General features: G+C 61.4%; 14 protein-coding genes. 13 read left to right on the top strand and 1 reads right to left on the bottom strand.

What is annotated here, in order from left to right; all coding sequences use genetic code 11:
- Positions 1 to 23 precede the first annotated feature (23 nt).
- From ACSUZJ_RS18620 to ACSUZJ_RS18610, 3 genes are all read left to right on the top strand, one after another.
- Positions 24 to 707 carry a response regulator gene (locus ACSUZJ_RS18620; RefSeq protein ID WP_499410638.1) on the top strand — a complete coding sequence of 228 codons (684 nt, stop codon included), beginning with the start codon at positions 24 to 26 and terminating at the stop codon, positions 705 to 707.
- 89 nt (positions 708 to 796) lie between these two features.
- A complete protein-coding gene (locus ACSUZJ_RS18615; RefSeq protein ID WP_499410636.1) occupies positions 797 to 2,443 on the top strand; it encodes an AMP-binding protein in 1,647 nt (548 codons plus the stop codon).
- A 6-nt stretch (positions 2,444 to 2,449) separates the two neighbouring features.
- On the top strand, positions 2,450 to 2,959 hold the full coding sequence (locus tag ACSUZJ_RS18610) for a MarR family winged helix-turn-helix transcriptional regulator (protein WP_499410635.1): 510 nt from the start codon (positions 2,450 to 2,452) through the stop codon (positions 2,957 to 2,959).
- A gap of 5 nt (positions 2,960 to 2,964) precedes the next feature.
- Here the strand turns inward: ACSUZJ_RS18610 and ACSUZJ_RS18605 are convergent, their stop codons facing one another.
- Positions 2,965 to 3,603 (bottom strand): DedA family protein, encoded by a 639-nt coding sequence (locus ACSUZJ_RS18605; RefSeq protein ID WP_499410634.1) that lies wholly within the window; start codon positions 3,601 to 3,603, stop codon positions 2,965 to 2,967.
- Between the two features lie 267 nt (positions 3,604 to 3,870).
- Here ACSUZJ_RS18605 and ACSUZJ_RS18600 point away from each other — a divergent pair, with 267 nt between their 5' ends.
- From ACSUZJ_RS18600 to ACSUZJ_RS18555, 10 genes are all read left to right on the top strand, one after another.
- Positions 3,871 to 4,464 (top strand): hypothetical protein, encoded by a 594-nt coding sequence (locus ACSUZJ_RS18600; RefSeq protein WP_499410633.1) that lies wholly within the window; start codon positions 3,871 to 3,873, stop codon positions 4,462 to 4,464.
- 313 nt (positions 4,465 to 4,777) lie between these two features.
- Positions 4,778 to 7,528, top strand: coding sequence for a type VI secretion system Vgr family protein (locus ACSUZJ_RS18595; protein ID WP_499410631.1), 2,751 nt, complete (start codon positions 4,778 to 4,780; stop codon positions 7,526 to 7,528).
- A gap of 19 nt (positions 7,529 to 7,547) precedes the next feature.
- On the top strand, positions 7,548 to 9,317 hold the full coding sequence (locus ACSUZJ_RS18590) for an esterase/lipase family protein (RefSeq protein ID WP_499410630.1): 1,770 nt from the start codon (positions 7,548 to 7,550) through the stop codon (positions 9,315 to 9,317).
- A gap of 10 nt (positions 9,318 to 9,327) precedes the next feature.
- Positions 9,328 to 10,812 (top strand): T6SS immunity protein Tli4 family protein, encoded by a 1,485-nt coding sequence (locus tag ACSUZJ_RS18585; RefSeq protein WP_499410629.1) that lies wholly within the window; start codon positions 9,328 to 9,330, stop codon positions 10,810 to 10,812.
- Positions 10,813 to 10,815: 3 nt separating this feature from the next.
- Positions 10,816 to 11,082, top strand: a complete 267-nt coding sequence (locus ACSUZJ_RS18580) for a PAAR domain-containing protein (protein WP_499410628.1) — start codon at positions 10,816 to 10,818, stop codon at positions 11,080 to 11,082.
- 158 nt (positions 11,083 to 11,240) lie between these two features.
- Complete coding sequence (locus ACSUZJ_RS18575) at positions 11,241 to 11,828, top strand: restriction endonuclease subunit S (RefSeq protein ID WP_499410626.1); 588 nt, start codon at positions 11,241 to 11,243, stop codon at positions 11,826 to 11,828.
- 3 nt (positions 11,829 to 11,831) lie between these two features.
- Entirely contained in the window at positions 11,832 to 13,343 is a 1,512-nt protein-coding gene (locus ACSUZJ_RS18570) for a type I restriction-modification system subunit M (protein ID WP_499410624.1), read from the top strand.
- Complete coding sequence (locus tag ACSUZJ_RS18565) at positions 13,336 to 14,385, top strand: virulence RhuM family protein (protein WP_499410623.1); 1,050 nt, start codon at positions 13,336 to 13,338, stop codon at positions 14,383 to 14,385. The genes ACSUZJ_RS18570 and ACSUZJ_RS18565 overlap by 8 nt, the downstream gene beginning before the upstream one ends.
- Positions 14,375 to 15,625, top strand: coding sequence for a restriction endonuclease subunit S (locus tag ACSUZJ_RS18560; protein ID WP_499410621.1), 1,251 nt, complete (start codon positions 14,375 to 14,377; stop codon positions 15,623 to 15,625). Before ACSUZJ_RS18565 ends, ACSUZJ_RS18560 begins: the two co-directional genes overlap by 11 nt.
- Positions 15,622 to 18,903, top strand: coding sequence for a type I restriction endonuclease subunit R (locus ACSUZJ_RS18555; protein ID WP_499410619.1), 3,282 nt, complete (start codon positions 15,622 to 15,624; stop codon positions 18,901 to 18,903). Before ACSUZJ_RS18560 ends, ACSUZJ_RS18555 begins: the two co-directional genes overlap by 4 nt.
- Position 18,904 lies beyond the last annotated feature (1 nt).

Below are 18,904 nucleotides of genomic sequence, written 5' to 3'. Positions count from 1 at the left end.
GCAATAAATCCCCTGGAGATGCAATGAAGGTGCTGGTGGTCGATGACGATGTGGTCTCGCGCATGATGCTGATGCATCTGGTGGACCATTGCGGACGCTACGAGATCCTCGAGGCGGAGGACGGCGCCGACGCCTGGCGCCAGCTCGAAGCCGGCCTGCGTCCGGCGCTGGTCTTCTGCGACCTGCGTATGCCGCACCTGTCGGGCACCGAACTGCTGGCCCGTGCGAAGGCCCATCCCGATTTGATGGCGACGCCCTTCGTGCTGGTTTCGGCCGCGAACGACGCCACGACGATGGAGGAGGCCGCCGCCCTGGGCGCCGACGGCTATGTGGTCAAACCCTTCCGGGTCGAGCAACTGCGCCCGCACCTGGCGGCGCTGGGGCCGGACGAAACCCCCGACGAGAGCGCGCGCCGCCTCGGCATCGACCTGGCGCGCGTGCAGGTGTATCTGGGCGGCCTGGAGCGCCAGCTGCTCGAGGCCGCCGCCAGCCTCGACGTTTGGCTGGCGGACGATCCCGACGGCGCGCGGGCGCGCCTGGCGCGCCTGGGCGAGGGCTGCCGCACGCTCGGCCTGTACGGCGCGGCCGCGCGCCTGGCGCGCGCCCAGGGAGCCTTGATGCCGGCACTGGCGGGCACGGCGCTGCGCGACGCGTCCACGCTGGTGCGGCGCCAGATCGAGCGGGCGCGGGAGCGCGCCGGCGCCTGAGCGTGGTCCCGACAATTCGCTTGTCGAGCAGATTGTTTAGATTTAAAGTATCTCCCGGATAGTCGGCTGACACCTCATTCGGGACGACCATGACAAGCTCGCACGCCGCAGCACTGAGTCCTTCCTCGCACGTCGACGGGTTCGCCCGCGACCATCTTCCGCCGCCCGACGAGTGGCCGGAATTCCTGTTCGAACTGCCCGCCTTGCATTATCCGCAGCGCATCAACTGCGCCGCGGAGCTGGTGGACGCGGCGCTGGCGCGCGGCTGGGGCGGCCGTACCGCCCTGATCGGCGCCAGGGAGCGCCTGAGTTACGCCGCCCTGGCTGCGCGCATCGACCGCATCGCCCATGTCCTGCTGCACGACCTGAAGCTGGTGCCGGGCAACCGCGTGCTGCTGCGCGGCGCGAATTGCCCGACCATGGCGGCCGCCATCCTGGCCGTGTTCAAGGCCGGCTGCATCGCGGTGCCGACCATGCCGCTCCTGCGCGCGCGCGAACTCGGGGCGATCGTCGCGAAGGCGCAGGTCGACGCGGTGCTGTGCGCGGCCTCGCTGCGCGCCGAGATCGATGCGCTGCAGGAAAGCCTCGGCGGCAAATGCCCGCCCGTGACGCTGTTCGATGCGCCCGATGACCCGGCCGCGCTCGAGGCCCTGATGGCGCGCCATGACCAGCCATTCGAAGCCGTCGACACCGCCGCCGACGACGTCTGCCTGATCAGTTTCACCTCGGGCACCACCGGCATCCCGAAGGGCACCATGCACTTCCACCGCGACGTGCTGGCGATCTGCGACTGCTTCCCGGTGCACACGCTGGGTTCCCGCAGCGACGACATCTTCATCGGCACGCCGCCGCTGGCCTTTACCTTCGGCCTGGGCGGCCTGCTGCTGTTTCCCCTGCGCGTAGGCGCGGCTGGCGTGGTGATCGAAAAACTCACGCCCGAGACCCTGCTTGCCGCGATCGACGAGCACCGGGCCACGGTCTGCTTCACCGCGCCCACCTTCTACCGCCAGATGGCGCAGATGGCGTCCCGTTTCGACCTGGCCAGCCTGAGCCGCACCGTGTCGGCCGGCGAAGCGCTGCCGCTCGCCACGCGCGAGGCCTGGCAGGCGGCAACCGGCCTGGCCATGATCGACGGCATCGGCGCCACCGAGATGCTGCATATCTTCATTTCCGCCGCCGGCGACGCCATCCGGCCCGGCGCCACCGGCAAACCGGTGCCCGGCTACCGCGCCTGCATCCTCGGCGACGATGGCCGGCCCCTGCCGCCCGGCGTGATCGGGCGCCTGGCGGTGAAGGGGCCGACCGGCTGCCGCTATCTCGCCGATCCGCGCCAGCGCGACTACGTGCAGGACGGCTGGAACCTCACCGGCGACGCCTACGAGATGCATGCCGACGGCTATTTCTATTACCGCTCGCGCCTAGACGACATGATCATCTCGGCCGGCTACAACATCGCCGGCGTCGAGGTCGAGGAAGCGCTGCTGCGCGATCCCGCGGTGGCCGAATGCGCCGTCATCGGCCGGCCGGACGAGGAGCGCGGGCAGGTGGTCGAGGCCCACGTCGTCGTGCTTACCGGCCATGCGCCGGGCGAGACGCTGGCGGCCGAGCTGCAGGAATTCGCCAAGACCCAGATCGCCCCCTACAAATACCCGCGCCGGGTCGTCTTCCGTGAGTCGCTGCCGCGTACCGAAACCGGTAAACTGCAGAGGTTCAAACTACGCGCCGAAGCGCTCTAGACCAGGATGCAGGATTTTGAAGGAAGCCAGGAGACGGCGGCGAACGGGCTCGACCTGGCAACGCGGCTGACCGGCGAACACCACCAGTCGCTCAAGCTGTGGCTGCGCATGCTCTCGTGCACCGTGCGCATCGAGAACGAAATCCGTACGCGGCTGCGCGCCAGTTTCGGCATCACGCTGCCGCGCTTCGACCTGATGGCCCAGCTCGAGCGTCACCCGGATGGCTTGCGCATGGGCGAGCTGTCGCGCCGCATGATGGTTACCGGCGGCAATGTCACCGGTATCACCGACCAGCTCGAACGGGAGGGCCTGGTGGCGCGCGTTCCCGATCCCCAGGACAAGCGGGCCTTCGCGGTCAAGCTCACACCTGCCGGCCAGGAAGCCTTCGCGGCGATGGCGAAGGTGCACGAAAGCTGGGTCGAGGAGTTGCTGGGCCACGTGCCTGCCGAAGACAAGGAGCAGTTGATCGGGCTCCTGAGCGGCATGAAATCGGGCCTGGACGGGCGGGGACCTTAGCCTCCTCAGGTCCGCTCGTGCTCCTTGCTCGGGCTGGACGAGGTCTTGGCCGCCGGCTTGTAGGTAATTACGCGGTAGACGTACCAGGCCAGCAGGGCGCCGAAGATGACTTTCGACACCGGGTCGATGTATGTCGACACTTCCTTGTAATTGTCCTCTAGCAGGTAGCCGGCGGCGGTCAGCAGGCCGGTCCAGGCCAGCGAACCGATGCTTGAATACAGCAGGAACTGGCCGAGCGACATGCTGGACAGGCCCGCCGGAACGGAAATCAGGGTGCGCACCGCCGGCACCAGGCGCCCGAACAGCACCGCCTTGCGGCCATGCTTGCGGAAGGCGTCGAGCGACTTGTCGATGTCTTCCGAGCTGAGCGTCAGCCAGCGTGCCTTGCGGTCCGCCAGTTTCCTCAGCCGCTCGCAGCCATAGACCTTGGCTGCGTAATACCAGGGCAGGGCGCCGATCACCGAGCCGGCCGTGCCGGCGAGCAGCACCCCGACCACGTTCAGGTCGCCGCGCGCGGCCACGAAGCCGGCGAAGGGCATGATCATTTCCGAGGGAATCGGCGGAAAGATGTTTTCCAGCGCCATCAGGGCGAACACGCCGAGGTAGCCGCTTTTCTCCAGGAAATCAGTAATGAACTCGAACATGGGAGCCGTCCTGTCAGCCGGGTCAGTGCGAGCATCGTAACCGGGAATGCGGGGGATTTATGTTCGGCAGGGCACGCTTGGAACTGTTTTCCCTTCTGCGTAACTGCATCCGGCACGGGTATGAAAAATCGACCTCGATTCGTAACCTGCCGGCCCTATAAAGAAAAAATTGGAGTATTGTTAAGCGCAGAGCGGACTGGACAGGATTGATTCGCCGGCTTACGGTCCTCGGCGGTACATCACCTCACCAAGAGTCACTGAAAACACATGATCAAGGAACGCGGCATTCTGTTTTCCGGCCCGATGGTGCGCGCGCTGCTCGACGGCACCAAGACCCAGACGCGGCGCGCCCTGCGCCCGCAGCCGGCAGGAGAGGTCGAGCCCGGGACGGCGCGGAACCGTTTCGGCCTGCCGGGCGACCGCTTGTGGGTGCGCGAAACCTATCTCGCTTTCGGCCAGTGGGAAACGCGGCCCAAGGCCGGCAAGACAGGCAACGAGTGGTATTTCGTCGACCGGACGCGTGCAACCGGCCAGCGCTACCGTTACGCCCTCGATGAACCCGACGGCGCCGCCGCGCCGCCCGGGCGGGTGGCGGGCGACCTGCCGCGCTGGCACCGTCGCCCGGCGCTCTTCATGCCGCGCGTGGCCAGCCGCATCCTGCTCGAGATCGTTGGCGTGCGCACCGAGCGCCTGGGGCAGATCGGCCCGGATGATGCGCTGGCGGAAGGCGTCGGCCCCGTCGGCGCCGGCGGCGACCCGGTGCTGGCCTATCGGAGCGTGTGGGAGCGGATCAACGGGCCCGGAAGCTGGGATGCCGATCCCTGGGTATGGGTGGTGGAATTCAGGCGGCTGGCGCCTTGACCGGTACGGGAATCTTGTGGTCCCCCCGACTGGAATCGACGAACCGTCGGGATTGCGCATGAGCGCCAGGTCAGGGCTGGGCATCGTCGGGCAGATACCAACAAAAATACCAACAATTTTCGCACGTGACTGAGATATTTTGGATCAGTTGTGTTGGTCGTTCGTTGGACTATTAGCATCGCCAGGCGGTCAGTGAGGCCGAGCAAGAGATTGTTCAGAATCAAAGATGTCGCCGTTTCAGGTACGTACCATTGATTTTTGGAATGTACCAGTAACAGATATCCCAGATGAATGCTCTGCTCAGGAAGTTCTCATGAACCTCAAGGATCTGATCCAAGGGTCATCCGGCTTGACCGACGCGAATCGCCCCATCCGTGTACGACTGTTCCAAGAGAAGGATGTGCTCGACGACGCCCTGCTGGTCAAGCGTGTCACGGGCAGCGAAACCCTGTGTGGCGGGCTGGAATACCGGCTTCTGTGCGTATCGGTGCGGGCAGACCTCCCCTTGAAGGAGTTCATCGCCTTACCCGTTGAGCTGCAGTTCGTCACGGATCACGGCGCCATGCACGTCGTGTGCGGCATCGTGGCGCAAGCCGCTGCCGGGCAGAGCGATGGTGGGTTGGCGACCTACGAGCTGGTGATGCGGGATGCGTTGGCACTGATGGAGCATCGCACCAATACCCGCGTATTCTGCAACCGGAACGAGCTGGACATCACGCAGACCATCGTGGACGAGTGGCGCCGGAAGAATCCAGTTCTCGCCAGGACCTTCGATGTGGACTGGTCGCATATAACTTGCACATATCCTCCTCGGGCGTTAACGGTGCAGCAAAACGAGCCCGATGGCGACTTCCTGCGCCGCTTATGGAAGCGGCGCGGCATCGCCTGGGGCATGCGGTCCGGGCCGGCCGCCGCGTCACAACAGCAAGACCCGCCAGCGCACACCCTGGTGTTGTTCGATGACGCATCCAGATTGCCACAAAATGCCGCCGGGACGGTCCGCTATCACTGCGACGACGGCACCGAGCAAAGCGACACCATCACGCTGTGGAGTCCCGTACGCAAGCTCAAGCCAGGCAATCTCACCCGCCAAAGTTGGGATTACATGCGCGGTCGCCCGATGACAACGACTGCACCGTCGTGTATCGACCAGGGGACGACGGGCAACCGGTTCGCGGCCAGTCTCGACGACTATCTGATCGATGTGCCCCATGCGGGCGACGATGACGAGGACTACCGCAAACTCGGCGACCTGCGCATGAAGCGCCATGAGTACGAAGCCAAGTGCTTTTATGGCGAAGGCAGCGTGCGCGCAATGAGTATTGGGCAGTGGATTGCCTTGAGCGGCCATCCTGATATCGACACCCATCCACAGGATGAGCGCGAGTTCGTCATCACTCGCCTGGACGTCGATGCGGAAAACAATCTGCCGAAGACGCTCGACGACCGAATAGAGCGCTTGTTTGCACTTAACCGCTGGGATGAGCGACCGTCTAGCAATTATCTGCAGCAAGCCAGCAAAGAACGCGGCATGCGTTACACCAACCGCTTCGCGTGCGTGCGCGGTGGCATTCCGATCGTTCCCGCTTTCGATCCCCGTACGGACTTGCCGCGCCCGCAACTGCAGAGCGCGATCGTGGTTGGCCCGCCTGGCGAAGAAATCCATTGCGACCAATATGGCCGGGTCAAGGTGCGCTTCCTCGGCACCAGGGCCGAAGACCACGAGCATGCGCAAGGCGCCGGCGCCAGCGACAGCGATCGCGACTCTGCCTGGATCCGGGTCGCTAGCACCTGGGCCGGCAGCCAGTGGGGAGCGCTGACGCTCCCCCGTGTGGGCGACGAAGTCATCATCGATTTTTTGGGCGGCGACCCCGACAAGCCTATTCTCGTAGCACGGGTCCACAGTGGCGTCGCCCTGCCGCCTTCGTTCAGCCATACCGGCGCGCTGCCCGGAAACAAATACCTGGCCGGCATCAAAAGCAAGGAAGGGCACGGCACCCGCTACAACCAGCTGCGGCTGGACGACACGCCGGGGCAGATCAATGCCCAGCTGTCCTCGCAGCACGGCCACAGCGAATTGAACTTGGGCTGGCTCACCCATCCGCGCAACGACGGCAAAGGCGAGGCGCGCGGCGAAGGTGCGGAGCTGCGCAGCGACCAAGCCGTTGCGGTACGCGGCGGGCAAGGGGTGCTCATCAGTGCTGCTGCGCGCCCGCAAGCCGGCGGTAAGCAACTGGAGCGCACCGAGCTGATCGGTCTGGCCGAAGCGTTGCAGGGCGTGCAGCAGGAGTTGTCGAAACTGTCGACGACGCATCATGCGGAGGGTGCCGACGACAAGTTGCTTGCGCAGCTGATCACATATTTGAAGGAATGGGAGGCCGGCAGCAATACCGCTAAGGACGGGGCCGGCGCCGGCGGCCGGCCGGTGGTGGCACTGTCGGCCCCTGCCGGCGTTGCCGTGACTAGCCAGGACAACATCGCGATCGGCGCGCAAACGCATGTCGATATGGTCAGCATCGGCAATACCCAGTTGTCGGTCGGCAGGAAACTGCTGGCGCGCGTGTCGGAAAGTATCAGCCTGTTCGCCCACCGGTTTGGCATGAAACTCATCGCCGCCAGCGGCAAACTCGAGCTGCAGACGCACGGCGACGATATCGAGCTAACGTCCGCCAAGCGCATCGTCCTGACTGCCACCGACGAAATCGTGCTGCAGGCGCCCAAGCTGCGTTTCGTGGCGCAAGGCGCGCAGGTGGAGATCGGCGGCGGCGCCATTACCCAGCAAAGCAGCGGCGAGCACACCATCAAATCCTCGAAGTTCGCCCACGTCAAACCAGGCGGCAGCAGCCCGGCTGCCGTGACGTTGCCGAAGAGCGAGTCGGCGCACGACCTGCAGACCGTCCTGCGTTGGATGGGGACCGACGAGCCGATGACAAACCAGCGCTATCGCATCACCACGGAAGACGGCCGCAGCTTCGAGGGACGGACCGATGCCGCCGGCCTGACCGAGCGAATTGCAAGCACCATTCCTTTCGGGCGCTACAGCATCGAGGCGCTCGACGACTGAATCAAGGAGAACGAAACCGATGGCGACCGCAGAACACCCCTTGCCCGCGCAACTGAATCCTGGCGCCGCTGGCAAGGCCGAAGGCTTTGCGACACCGAAGCAGGACAAGCGGCCGCAGTGCGCCCGGTTCCTGCCCAAGCGGGTGTTGCCGGTCATCTTCCTGCCCGGGATCATGGGCTCGAACCTGCGCATGAGCGCCGAGCGGCAGCGGGAACTGCGCCGGGAGAACAACATCGCATGGCGCCCGGACACTCTGGGTGCAATGAACGTACGAAAAAACGCGGGAATTTCGCCAACTGAACGCCAGCTACAGCTGGACCCCTTGCAAACCACGGTCGACATCTACGATCCTGCCGGCCCGTCGGACGTCAGCGGCGACGGACGGCATGACAACGTCGAACTCGACGGCAGCCTCAACTCGCCCTTGCTGATGGACGATCCGCCCACGGCCAAAAACCGGCGTACCGCCGTCCAGAAGGCGCGGGAGCGGGGCTGGGGCGAAGTCTTCTTCAAGAGCTATGGCGAGCTGCTGCAGCATCTCGAGTCACGCCTGAACAATACCTTCTCTGGAGGCAAGGTCCGGCAGGAGTGGCGCGACGTCGTCGGCGTCGATCCACAGGCATGGAATCCCGACCCCAGGCTGCCTCAGCAGGCCCTGAGCGAGGACGAGCTCAAGAAGGTTGCCACCGGCTGCTGGTTTGCCGTGTATGCGTTCGGCTACAACTGGCTGCAATCGAACGGCGACAGCGCAAAAATCGTCGCGAAGCGCATCAACAAGGTCATCGACGACCTGAACGGCTCCGGATACCAGTGCAAGCAGGTGATCGTCGTCACCCATTCCATGGGCGGGCTGGTCGGAAGGGCGCTGGTTCACCCGAAGTACGGCAACCTGCAGGACAAGGTGCTGGGCATCGTGCACGGCGTGATGCCGGCGATCGGGGCGCCCGCGGCCTACAAGCGCATGCGGGCGGGATTCGAGGATCCGGGCATGATGAGCTCGCTGCAGGAAAGCCTGGCCGCCAAGGTGGCCGGCAATTATGGCGACGAAGTCACGGCGGTGCTGGCGAATGCGCCGGGCGCACTGGAATTGCTGCCTACCGCGTCCTACGGCAACGGCTGGCTGCGGGTGCGCCACAACGGGCAGGATCTGGAAGCCTGGCCGAAACGGGGCGATCCCTACAGCGAAATCTACAAACTGCGGGGCAAATGGTATGCGCTGTTCCGGGAAGATTGGATCAACCCATCCGGCAATCCCCCAGACCAGGGAGGCGGAACGTTCGCACGGACCTGCATGTATCTCGATCAGGCACGGCAATTTCATCAAACGATTGCAAGCACCTACCACCCCAACAGTTATGCGCATTATGGCGCCGATGGCGGACGACAGAGCTTCGGCGACGTGGTATGGGAAATCAGGAACTGTGCCGATCCCAGCGGCTGGCAGGACTGGCCCGTCGTCCGCGACAGCAGGCAGGGCAGGCTGGAATTCGCTGCCCGGGACCCGGATCGGGGGAGCAACACCGGGGCGCTTTCCTTCAACATCGTGGCGCTTCCCTTTAACGTCGGGGCGCCCGCGTCTATGCATGCGACGATCCTCCCGCCTGCGGCGGCCGGCGACCAGACCGTGCCCGCCAGGTCCGCCGACCACCAGCTGCACAGCGGCATGTTCAAGGGCGTGTTCCGTCAGACCGGTTACGAACACCAGTCCAGTTACAAGGACCCGCGGGCCATCGCCTCGACCCTGTACAGCATCGTGCGCATCGCCCAGAAGGCAAGCTGGAACTGCTGAAAGGAATACTATGTACCCGACCGCCATCAGACGCCTGTTCCTTGTTCCGCTTGCCGCCGCGGCCCTGCTGCTCGCGGCATGCGACCCCCACCCGAAAGAATGGAAGACGCCGAACATGACCGCACTCACGCCCCGCTTGCAACCTCTGTTCGAAAAAACGAAAACCGTCTGCTTCGGCCGGTTCGTGGTCGATGTGCCGGCATCGGCTACCGTCGTCTGGGGTAGGATGATTATGTCGCTGGACGTCACCATCTACCCCGATGGCGTGGATGAAGTGAAGGGATTGGCGCAGCAGTTCGTCGACGAGCTGAAAAGCGAAAAGGCCATTTACCTCAACGACATCCCCTTGCTGATTTCGGTGGACGACATGCGCCAGCCCGAAGGAAAGATCGTGACTGGCTACGACGGTTTTCAGGCGATTGGTATGCTGAAAATCAGCGGTTACTTCAGGATGAACAATGACGGCGTTATCATTGATGCGCGTCCGTTAGAAGAAAATCGGGATAGGGCTACGGCAACAATAAAGAGCATCGCCCGCCGCCTGCGCCAACGTGCCGACGACGAAGCCCCTGCCGAGCCCGGCAACTGCCTCGAGAGGGCCTTCCTGCCGGACTCGTCGGATGACGAGAAGAATCATCCTGGCGAATTCGTCAGCATCGGCTTCCGCCTGAAGGAATTTCCGGACGCGCATTTGTCGATTGAAGTCCGCCCCACCCCCCGCGACCGGGAACGCGAATCGCTCAAGGAAAAATGGAAGCGGATGAAGGAGCCGCTTACACCCGAATTGGATAGAGTGTTCGCCAAGGTCAAATATTTCCGCGAAAGCCCACGCCAGATCCGGGACTGGACAACCGGCTACGAGGTGCTGATGCGCGCACCCGATGAGGAAGGCGTGCATTCTTTCCATGACTTCGAGCTCAGGTTCACCGGCGAACCGAACGATGCCTTCAAGCCCTATGTGAGCGTCCAGCTCCAGACCGGCGTCGGCGACAACGCCGCCGGCGCCGCCAAGACCAGCCTGAGCGACGAGGAAACCATCGCGCTCTGGGACAAAATCACCAGCACCATTCGCGTGCGCCCGACAAGCGCAGTGCCTGTCCAGACCGCAGAGACCAGCCCGCAACCGCATCTTCCGCTCGGCGAACTGGCCGCAACCGGCCGTACCTGCCCGCAAACCGGCTGGTGGGAGTCCGACATATCCGGAGAAATACAAGGTGGGCGGCGCCAGCACATCCAAGCCGGCGAACGCATGCCGCACGTAGTCTCGCTGGGCGAACCGTCGATGTGGCAAAAGCTCAAGGGAGAAAGGCCTTCTTACCGGACGGCGGCCATGTGGAAACTGGTCAGCTACGGTGATGCGCCCCCTGTCGATGTGGCGGCGCAGACGCCGGCAGTCGCGCAGGTTTCCCTTGGGGATACCCCTTCAAAAAACGCAACAGGCGACATGACCGACGTCGGGCCGAGCGGAGGGACTTCACCTGAGGAGAAGGGCTGAGCAATGCGCAACGTCATTCGTCTCGGTGATGCCACGTCACACGGTGGCAAGGTCGAGAGCGTGAGCGCCACGCATTTCACGGTCGACGGCATCCCGGTCGCCAGCGTCGGCGACAAATGCAGTTGTCCCATCAAGGGGCATGACAACTGTACGGTTGCCGAGGGCGACCCAACCCACGTCATCGACGGCACTGCCGTAGCCTATGATGGGCATAAAACCACTTGTGGCGCCAGCTTGGTTTCGTCTATTGCCAACTTTAGCGGTGAATAACCGGTTATGCGGACGTCTCTGGCGGATGTGAGGGGCTGCGACGCAAACGGTGCGTTGAGCCCACTCTAGTCAAATGACCTGCCGTTAAGCAAAAAAATAGTAGTTGCATTGTAGTCCGTTAACAAGCAAAATCAGTGCATCAACCTGAATGATGCACGATGAGTTTACCATTAAAGAGTATTGCCGATGTGCAAGCGGGGCACCCGTTCCGCAGTGGAGTTCCATTTGTCGAGAACGGAAATGCCTACGCATTGCAGATGCGCGATCTCAACCCTGGTGGTGACGTTGCTTGGGACGGACTCGTCCGCACTGAGGTCGACACCCGTAAGCCCATCCAATGGCTGGAGCCCGGCGATGTGATTTTCGTTGCTCGTGGTACGCGTAACTATGCTGTGTGCCTGCGAGAAGTGCCAAAACCGACAGTCTGCTCGCCATACTTTTTTCTTGTGCGAATTAAGTCGCCGGCGCTGTTGCCGGAGTTTTTGGCATGGCAGATCAATAGGACCCCGGCGCAACGCTACCTTGCGGGAAGCGCTGAAGGGACCGATCAGCTCAGCATTCGGCGCCCGGTTCTGGAGGCTCTTCCGCTCGCGATACCTCCGTTGTCGCAGCAGCAACTCATCGTGGCCTTGGCAGAAGCGGCCGTACATGAGGAACGCCGACTCCAAGCCCTGATACATAACCGCCACAAGCAGTTGGACGCCCTGGCGTTCGCGCTTATCACGAACAACCCTGAATCGAACTGACCGATGTCCATTTCTCCCATCCAGCAAGACTCGATTAATGCCGCCGTCTGGAACGCCTGCGATACCTTCCGTGGCACCGTGGATCCGAGTATTTACAAGGATTACGTCCTGACCATGCTCTTCCTGAAGTACATCTCCGATGTCTGGCAGGATCACTACGACCGTTACAAGGCCGAACATGGCAACCATCCGGAATTGATCGAAGAATTGCTGAAGAACGAGCGTTTTGTATTGCCCCCCAACGCAAATTTCTACAAGCTCCATGAGACGCGCCATCAACCCGGCAACGGCGAGCGCATCGACAAGGCCCTGCACGCTATCGAGGAAGCGAACCTGTCCAAACTGCGCGACGTGTTCCAGGACATCAGCTTCAACTCGACCAAGCTGGGCGACGAAGCGCAAAAGAACGACATCCTGCGCCACCTGCTCGAAGACTTCGCCAAGCCTGAACTGAATCTGCGAGAAAGTCGTGTCGGCACACTGGACGTGATCGGCAATGCCTATGAATTCCTCATCAAGAATTTCGCATCGACCAGTGGCAAGAAGGCGGGGGAGTTCTATACGCCGCCTGAAGTTTCTCAATTGATGGCTCGCCTTATGGAACCGCAGGAGGGCGACGAAATCTGCGACCCCACCTGCGGCTCTGGCTCGCTGCTGATGAAGTGCGGCCAGCTGATCCGCGCACGCGCAGGCAGCCGCAAATACGCGCTCTACGGGCAGGAGGCAATCGGCAGCACTTGGGCGCTGGCCAAGATGAACATGTTTTTGCATGCCGAGGACAATCACCGCATCGAGTGGGGCGACACGTTGCGAAATCCCAAGCTACTCGATGGGGACGGGTTGCTCAAGCACTTCGACATCGTGGTCGCCAATCCACCGTTCTCGCTGGAGAAGTGGGGACATGAAGCGGCAACCGGTGATCCCTACAAGCGCTTCCGTCGCGGCGTTCCGCCTCGCACGAAAGCCGACTACGCGTTCATCTTGCACATGGTCGAAACCATGAAGCCCGGCACAGGCCGCATGGCCGTGGTGGTGCCGCACGGCGTGCTGTTCCGGGGCGCAGCCGAGGGCAAGATCCGCCAGAAGCTGATTGAAGAGAACCTGCTCGACGTCGTCATCGGTCTGCCTGAAAAGCTCTTCTACGGCACCGGTATTCCCGCTGCAGTGCTGGTGTTGCGCAAGAAGAAGCCCGACGATAAGGTGCTCTTCATCGACGCAAGTCGCGATTACCAGGACGGCAAGAACCAGAACGTCTTGCGCAAGCGAGACCTGGAACGCATCGAGCAGACCGTGCGTGCGCGCCAGAGCGTGGATAAATACGCCTATCTGGCCAGCCCGGCCGAGATGGCTGAGAACGACTTTAACCTCAACATCCCACGCTACGTAGACACCTTCGAGGAGGCCGAGGCCATCGACCTGAAGGCGGTACGCGAAGAACGGCTCGCACTGAAGGCCGAGTTGGCGGTGCTGGAGGAGAAGATGGCCGGTTACCTGAAGGAGCTTGGTTATGAGTGAGTCCACGCCGCGCGGCGAACTGGTGCTGTACGCCACCGAGGATGGGTCTGCGCAGTTTTTCCTGCGCGCCGAGGATGGCAGTGTTTGGCTTAGCCAAAGCGAAATTGCCGAGCTGTTCCAATCCTCTGTGCCTAACGTCAATATTCACATCAAAAACGTGCTGGATGAACAGGAGTTGAGCGAAGTTCGAACTGTTAAAGATGACTTAATAGTTCGAATTGAGGGCACGCGGCAGGTTCGCCGTACGGTCAAGCTCTATAACCTGGACATGATCCTTGCCATCGGCTATCGGGTGAAGTCACCGCGCGGCACGCAGTTCCGACAGTGGGCAACCACACACTTGAGGGAATATCTCGTCAAGGGCTTCGTCATGGACGACGAGCGCCTCAAGGGAGGGGAGCGCTGGGACTACTTCGACGAGCTGCTGCAGCGCATCCGGGACATACGATCCTCGGAAAAGCGCTTTTACCAGAAGGTGCGTGACCTGTTCGCCCTATCGGTGGACTATTCCGACGACGGGCAGGCCACCGGCCTCTTCTTTGCGGAGGTGCAGAATAAGATGTTTTTCGCCGTGACCGGCCAGACTGCCGCCGAGCTGATCGTGCAGCGGGCCGATCCCAGGCTGCCCAACATGGCGCTTACCTCATGGAAGGGCGGACGCGTGCGCAAAGCGGACGTGACGGTGGCCAAGAACTACCTGAACGCCAAAGAGCTGGACCAGCTCAACCGCATCGTCAGCATGTTCCTGGACTTTGCCGAGCTGCGTGCCACGCAGCGCAAGAACCTGCGCATGGCTGACTGGCGGACCTACGTGGATAGTTTCATGACCTTCAACGAGCAGGCGGTACTGCAAGGGGCGGGGCGCATGAGCCACCAAGCAATGACCACAATCGCGCACGAGCGATACGAACAGTTCGATGCTGGGCGACGCAAAACCGAGGCACTGGAGGCGGATTGCGAAGAACTGCGCGAGTTGGAGCAGGTAGAGAAACAACTTAGCAGTCGACGGAACAACGGCAAGGGAGGGAACGATGTTGCCTAAGAATTGGAAACGGGTCCCGCTGCATACCGTTGCTGAGATTCGAACGGGTGTCGCAAAAGGTAAGCAGGGTTTGGCTGACCCAGTTGAATTGCCTTATCTAAGAGTCGCGAATGTGCAAGATGGACATTTCAATCTGAATGAGGTCAAGACTATTTTGGTTGAACGCAGTGCGGTTGAGCGATATACATTGAGGTCCGGTGACGTTCTCATGACTGAGGGCGGAGATTTCGACAAACTTGGCCGCGGAGCTGTATGGAAAGCTCTGGTGGCGCCATGTCTACACCAGAACCATGTGTTTGCTGTACGCCCTCTAAAAGAGGTGCTTGACTCAACATTCTTGGCGGCTCTTTCGTCCAGTCAATATGGTAGGGCTTATTTCAAAAGCTGCGCGAAGCGAAGCACGAACCTCGCGAGTATTAACTCATCCCAGCTCAAAGAGTTCCCTGTCGTCCTCCCTCCATATCGAGAACAGCAGGAAATAGCTCGTGTGTTGGATACTTGGGAAGCTGCTATCAACTCAACCGAAAAACTTCTTGCTAACAGTCGTAGACGGAAGCGCGACTTGATGCAAGGACTGCTGAGTGGCCATCGCAAATTTGGACTGGCTAAGTTGTCCTGGGCGCAACCTGATTTCGATGAGGTATTCGAGCGTATCACCCGCAAGAATGCTGTAGGCGATCAGAATGTGCTCACTATTTCGGGGCAGCACGGGTTGATCAGCCAACGCGAGTTTTTTAATAAAAACGTAGCCAGCGAAAATCTTCAGGGCTATACGCTATTGGAAAAGGGAGATTTCGCCTACAACAAGAGCTATTCCGCAGGTTATCCGGTTGGCGCTATCAAGCCCCTGTTGGCCTATAAGTCCGGGGTAGTCTCCAGCCTGTACATCTGTTTCCGAATCAGGGCAGACGTCGAGGCTGACGCGGACTTTTTCCGGCACTACTTTGAGGCCGGCATGCTAAACGACGCGATCACCGGCATCGCTCAGGAAGGCGCCCGCAACCATGGTTTACTTAATGTTGGTGTGAAAGACTTTTTCAAGCTCAAGCTTCGCGTGCCAGAAATCGAGAGCCAGCGGAAAATTGCAGCAGTGCTCAACACTGCGGAATCTGAAGAGCGCTGTATCGAGCAACAGCTAGCGAAGCTCAAAAAGGAAAAACGCGTTCTCATGGCCGATCTGCTCACCGGCAAGCGCCGCGTCCATCTGCTGGAAGCCACTGCGGAGCCGAAGGCCGCATGAGCGCCATCCCCCAAACCCGCGAGCAGTACAGCGCCCACTTACCGGCGCTGCATTTGCTGATCAACCTGGGCTGGCGCTTCTTGCCCACGGCAGAAGCCTTGGCTCTACGTGGTAGCACGCGCGAGCTCATCCTGAAAGCCCGGTTGATTGAAGTGCTGCAAACCCGCCGCTTCGACTATAAGGGTGAGCAGTATCCGCTGTCCCCAAGCGGAATTGATCAGATCGTACGCCAAGTACATGCACTAAATTTGGCCGAGGGGCTGATGCCGGCCAACGAGCGGCTCTACCAGATGCTCACGCTGGGCGTGACCGTTACTGAGTTCATGCCGGACGGTAAAAAGCACCAGCCGACTATCGCACTTGTCGATTGGTGCGACATGGCGGCCAACCGCTGGGACGTGACCGAGGAGTTGGAGGTACTCTCCACCCACGGTACGCACCACCGTGTACCCGATGTGGTGGCTTACCTGAACGGCCTGCCGCTGGCGGTAATCGAGGCCAAGCGGCCCGATGCCACGCATGCAGGCAAAGCGATGGTCGACGAGGGCATCAGCCAGCAACTGAGAAACCAGCGCCCCGACGAGATTCCTCATTTGTTTGCGTACGCCCAGTTGCTGTTGGCGGTGAACCATACCGATGGGCGCTATGGCACCACCGCCACCCCACTGAAATTCTGGGCACGCTGGCGTGAAGAGCAGTTCAGCGATGCGCAATTGGGCGAGTGGAAAAACCGGCCACTTGCACCCGGTGTCCAGGCTGCGCTCCTGACCGGAAAGCCGTCCAGATTGCAGGCCTACTTCCGCCAACTGTGGGCACAGCCGCTGCTCCCCACCGACCAGGATCGCCTGCTCGCCGCGTTACTGAAGCCTGAGCGCTTCCTCGAGTTCCTGCGCTTGTTCGTGCTTTTCGACCGCAAGGCCGGCAAAGTGGTGGCCCGCTACCAGCAGTTTTTCGGCATTCGTGCGCTGCTGGAACGCATCAACCTGCGCAAACCGGACGGGGGACGCGAAGGGGGCGTGGTGTGGCACACAACAGGATCCGGGAAGAGCTTCACCATGGTCTTCCTCACCAAGGCGCTGGTCCTGCATCAGAACACGCAAGCTTGTCGCGTGGTCGTGGTGACGGACCGGTTGGACCTTGAAGACCAACTGGCGCGTAACTTCATGAACAGTGGTGCCTTCGGCTCGGCCGTCGCCACCAAAAAGGACGGCGAAAGGGCCAAGGTCGGTTCCGGACGCGACCTCGCCAAGCGCATCGGTCAAGGGACCGAACGAATCGTCTTCACATTGATCCACAAGTTCGCCACTGCATCCAAACTGCCAGAGTGCTACAACCCCTCAAGCGACATGATCGTGCTGGTGGACGAAGGCCACCGCAGCCACGGTGGCGAAACGCACGAGCGCATGCGCAAGGCATTGCCGTGCGCCGCCTACGTCGCCTTTACAGGCACGCCGTTGCTGAAGAAGGAGAAGACGGCCAACAAGTTTGGCCCTATTGTCCATGCCTACACGATGCAGCGTGCGGTCGAGGACGGTACGGTTACGCCTCTGCTGTATGAAGAGCGCAAGCCCGAGTTGACCATTAACGAGGACGCGGTCAATCGCTGGTTCGACCGCATTACGGCGGGCCTGAGCCCGGAGCAGGCGTCTGACCTCAAGCGCAAATTTGCTAACAAGCAGGTGGTGTATGGGGCGGCCAATCGCATCGAGCTTATTGCCTGGGACATCGCCCAGCACTTCAGCGAGAACATCAAGAAGCTCGGCCTGGGACTCAAGGGCCAGGTAGCCACCGCCAGCAAGCTGGAAGCCATCCGCTACAAGCAGTACCTGGACGATACTGGCTTGGTAAGCAGTGCCGTCATCATCTCCGCCCCTGACAGCCGCGAAGGCAATACCAAGGTCGACGAGAGCAAGCTTCCCGAGGTGCAGAGGTGGTGGAACACGCATGTTGGCAAGAACGCCGAGACCTATGAGGACGGGGTGTTGCAAGATTTTGGGGGCGACGGCAACCCGGATCTGCTCATCGTCGTGGACCGGTTATTGACCGGCTTTGACGAACCGCGTAACGCCGTACTCTACATTGACAAGCCGTTGAAGGAACACAACCTGATCCAGGCCATCGCTCGCGTGAACCGCCTGCACGAAGCCAAGCGCTACGGCGTGCTCGTGGACTATCGCGGCATCCTTGAGGAGCTCGATACCGCGGTGCGCGCGTATCATGACCTCGAAACCCGCACGCAGGGTGGCTACGAACTGGCCGACATCGAAGGCCTGTACCAAAAGATCAGCACCGAGTACAAGCGGCTACCCAGCCTGCACGATTCTCTGTGGACTATTTTCGCCGAGGTGAAGAACAAGCAGGACCTGGAGCAGTACCGCCACGTCCTGATGCCGCGCTACAGCGAGGACGAAGACGGCCAGACTTACGACACGCGCCAGAAGGTGCGCGATGATTTTTACAGCGCATTGACTGCTTTCGGCTTATGCCTGCAGACCGCTTTGTCGTCGCGCAGCTTCTTTGAGGACCATAGCTTTTCCGAAGCCGACGTGCAGCGCTACAAAGAGGACTTGCGCTTCTTTACTAGTTTGAGGAAGATTGCCCGGCAGGACGCGCTGGAAACGGTGGACTACAGCGTCTACGAGGAGCAGATTCGGCGCCTGGTCGACAAGCAGGTGATCGGCAGCCAGGTGCGGGAGCCGGAGGGCGTCTATGTGGTTCATCAGCTCGGCCAGCCGGAAACCATGGAGGAGTGGAGCGAGGAGAAGACGCGCAACGAGACGGATATGATCCGCACGCGTCTGAAGAAAACCATCGAGCAGGACCTGGCTGGCGATCCTTATGCACAGAAAGTGTTTGCGGAATTGTTGAAGCAAGCGATCGCCGAAGCCGAAGCCATGTTTGACCACCCCGTCAAGCAATACGCGATATTCAAGAAGTTCGAAGAACAGGTCGAGGCGCGAGACATTGGCGGATTGCCCGAGGGGCTAGGCGAAAACCGGCATGTACGAGCCTATTTCGGCATCTGTCGCATGGTGCTTGGCGATGAGGATTTCGCACAAGCCGACCATGCCATGTTGGTCCAACAGGCCAAGGATATCGACAGCATCGTACAGCGGGCCGTGGCCGAGCATTCGCTAAGCCCCCAGGATATCGAGTCGGCCATCCGTAAGGCGCTGTTGCCCAAGCTCTTCGGTTTGATGGGGCTGGAAAAGGCGAAAGAGACGATCGACCAAGTGATCCAGGTCACTCGGGTGGGGTTGGCGCGCGGAGGCCACTGAG

Origin of the sequence: Telluria sp. B2 (genome assembly GCF_051789535.1) — a bacterium.
Classification (GTDB): domain Bacteria; phylum Pseudomonadota; class Gammaproteobacteria; order Burkholderiales; family Burkholderiaceae_D; genus Telluria.
Note: the sequence above shows the minus strand (reverse complement) of the source record. Positions and strands in the feature narration are given on the sequence as shown.

Excerpts from the sequence above, each read along its gene's own strand:
- ACSUZJ_RS18595 (WP_499410631.1), top strand. The coding sequence starts at position 4,778 with ATGAACCTCAAGGATCTGATCCAAGGGTCATCCGGCTTGACCGACGCG.
- ACSUZJ_RS18580 (WP_499410628.1), top strand. The coding sequence starts at position 10,816 with ATGCGCAACGTCATTCGTCTCGGTGATGCCACGTCACACGGTGGCAAG.
- ACSUZJ_RS18575 (WP_499410626.1), top strand. The coding sequence starts at position 11,241 with ATGAGTTTACCATTAAAGAGTATTGCCGATGTGCAAGCGGGGCACCCG.
- ACSUZJ_RS18600 (WP_499410633.1), top strand. The coding sequence starts at position 3,871 with ATGATCAAGGAACGCGGCATTCTGTTTTCCGGCCCGATGGTGCGCGCG.
- ACSUZJ_RS18590 (WP_499410630.1), top strand. The coding sequence starts at position 7,548 with ATGGCGACCGCAGAACACCCCTTGCCCGCGCAACTGAATCCTGGCGCC.
- ACSUZJ_RS18620 (WP_499410638.1), top strand. The coding sequence starts at position 24 with ATGAAGGTGCTGGTGGTCGATGACGATGTGGTCTCGCGCATGATGCTG.
- ACSUZJ_RS18610 (WP_499410635.1), top strand. The coding sequence starts at position 2,450 with ATGCAGGATTTTGAAGGAAGCCAGGAGACGGCGGCGAACGGGCTCGAC.
- ACSUZJ_RS18570 (WP_499410624.1), top strand. The coding sequence starts at position 11,832 with ATGTCCATTTCTCCCATCCAGCAAGACTCGATTAATGCCGCCGTCTGG.
- ACSUZJ_RS18565 (WP_499410623.1), top strand. The coding sequence starts at position 13,336 with ATGAGTGAGTCCACGCCGCGCGGCGAACTGGTGCTGTACGCCACCGAG.
- ACSUZJ_RS18560 (WP_499410621.1), top strand. The coding sequence starts at position 14,375 with ATGTTGCCTAAGAATTGGAAACGGGTCCCGCTGCATACCGTTGCTGAG.
- ACSUZJ_RS18605 (WP_499410634.1), bottom strand. The coding sequence starts at position 3,603 with ATGTTCGAGTTCATTACTGATTTCCTGGAGAAAAGCGGCTACCTCGGC.
- ACSUZJ_RS18615 (WP_499410636.1), top strand. The coding sequence starts at position 797 with ATGACAAGCTCGCACGCCGCAGCACTGAGTCCTTCCTCGCACGTCGAC.
- ACSUZJ_RS18585 (WP_499410629.1), top strand. The coding sequence starts at position 9,328 with ATGTACCCGACCGCCATCAGACGCCTGTTCCTTGTTCCGCTTGCCGCC.
- ACSUZJ_RS18555 (WP_499410619.1), top strand. The coding sequence starts at position 15,622 with ATGAGCGCCATCCCCCAAACCCGCGAGCAGTACAGCGCCCACTTACCG.